Annotated in this window: 2 protein-coding genes and 1 riboswitch; both genes read right to left on the bottom strand. The window is 67.0% G+C overall.

Translation table 11 applies throughout. The features are described from left to right. The coding region (locus tag R1101_RS0122680) for an ABC transporter substrate-binding protein (RefSeq protein WP_016935494.1) at window positions 1-1,153 on the bottom strand (1,153 nt) is incomplete at its 3' end. A 40-nt stretch (window positions 1,154-1,193) separates the two neighbouring features. After that, window positions 1,194-1,315: riboswitch (cobalamin riboswitch) on the bottom strand. Window positions 1,316-1,333: 18 nt separating this feature from the next. Continuing rightward, window positions 1,334-1,801: glycosyltransferase family 2 protein (locus tag R1101_RS0122675; protein WP_016935493.1), on the bottom strand; the 468-nt coding region annotated here is incomplete at its 5' end.

Raw genomic sequence — 1,801 nt, 5'->3', positions numbered from 1 at the left:
GCTCGGGATGCAGGATCGCGACGAGATCCGCCAGGATCAGATCGGGACGCAGTACGCCGCGCTCGTAGAAGTCGTTGCCGCCGTTCGGTCCGAGTGCCTTGTTCGCGTTCCAGACCCGGCCGGTGTCGACCGCGGCGAGCGATCCGTAGCGTTCGTCGTCGGCGAGGGCATCACCGATGGAGGTCCAGTTGTTGTCGACCACGAGCCAGGTCGGAGCGTCGGCGGCCTGCGCGACCACGGTTTCGAAGTCGAGGGGAAGCGAGCCGGTGGTCGTTACGTCCTGCCACGGCCAGCGGGCACCGGCATCGCTGAACAACCGGCCCATGTAACTGCCGCCGGAGGACATGTACCAGGTGCCCTGCGACATCCCGCCGAGCAGCACGGGCACGGTCTCGGCGCCCGCGGCCTTCGCCGCGACGTCGAGATACCGGTCGCGGATACCGTCGTAGACCTCGGCGGCCCGGGCCTCCTTGCCGGTCAGTGCAGCCACGACCTTGATCCACTCGGCCCGCCCCAACGGCGATGCCTCGAGCCATTCGGCGTTGGCGACCACGCCGATCCCGGCCTCGCGCAGCTGCGTGTAGGCGGGGTCGTCGGTGCCGCCGGTCATCACCACGTCGGGCGCGGCCAGCACGACGGCTTCGGTGTCGATCGTGCCGCCCGCCGCGTATTCGGCGATGTCACCGGACTCGATGCGTTCGATCACGGTGGTGTCGGAGACATACGAACTGTTCGAGACGCCGGTGAGCACATCGAGCTCGTCGAGCGCGGTCACCAGTGGCAGATGGGTGGTCGAGCCGGAGTACAGGCTCGTGATCGGCACCTGGATCTGCTGGGCCGTGGCCAGATCGCCCGACAGCTCCGGGGCAGGTGCACCGCACTTGACCAGCACGTACGACTCAGACTGTGCACCCGTGAACGGCTCGTCGACGGTAAGCACCTGGTAGCTCTTCTCGTAGGTGATCGAGAAGTTCTCGGCGTCGACGATCTCGGACTTGTCGGGAAAATAGTCGACCGAGGGGTCGAAGTCGGTGATACACCCGTCCGAGGCAGCGTTCTCGGTGTCGGATGTGGCCGGCGAACACCCGGCGAGCAGAAGACTTGCGGAGGTCAGCGCGACAAGGAGCGTCGGAAAGGCTGCGCGTACACGCATGGCGATTACACCCTCTCTCGGGGAAGTCCGCCCCGGGCAAGGAGGTACGGCGACGTGAGTATCTGGCTCCCGGAGATCGCTCTACCGGTCACAGTGGCGGGACCGCGCCGGAATCACACCGGCTTCCTCGTGCGTCGTCGCAATGACGGTGCCGAAATTAGCACACGGCACGAAAAGTTCTCACGGGCCGGTCGTCCGCACCTTCGTCCACCGCTGCGTGTCGGGGTCGAAGGAGACGAGTCCCGTCCGCTCGAATTCGTCGAGCCATCCCCGCATCGGCCACCAGCCCCAACGCTGCTGGAACAGTGTGGCATTGACGAGAATGTCGTCGAGATGCTCGACCGGCGGATTCGACACCGGGTGGTGCTGGTGGAAGGCGTGGGCGCCCCCGACCCATGCCATGGGGACTCCGGCGCGCGCGGCCTTCTGACCGAAATCGGTGTCCTCCCCGCCGTACCCCCGGTACGCGGTGCAGAAGCCGCCGATGCGGTCCCATACGAGTGACCGGGCTGCGAACGAGAGCGACCAGAACATCTCGTGTGCGTCGTTCAGCACGATCTCGTCGTCGGGTGGAAACGGGCGGGCCGGGTGCGGATCGACGGAGTCGCCGAGCCGGGCGAGGTCGTAGCCGCCGGGTCCCGGCTCGGG

Origin of the sequence: Rhodococcus sp. R1101 (assembly GCF_000278445.1) — a bacterium.
GTDB lineage: Bacteria > Actinomycetota > Actinomycetes > Mycobacteriales > Mycobacteriaceae > Rhodococcus > Rhodococcus gordoniae.
Note: the sequence above shows the minus strand (reverse complement) of the source record. Positions and strands in the feature narration are given on the sequence as shown.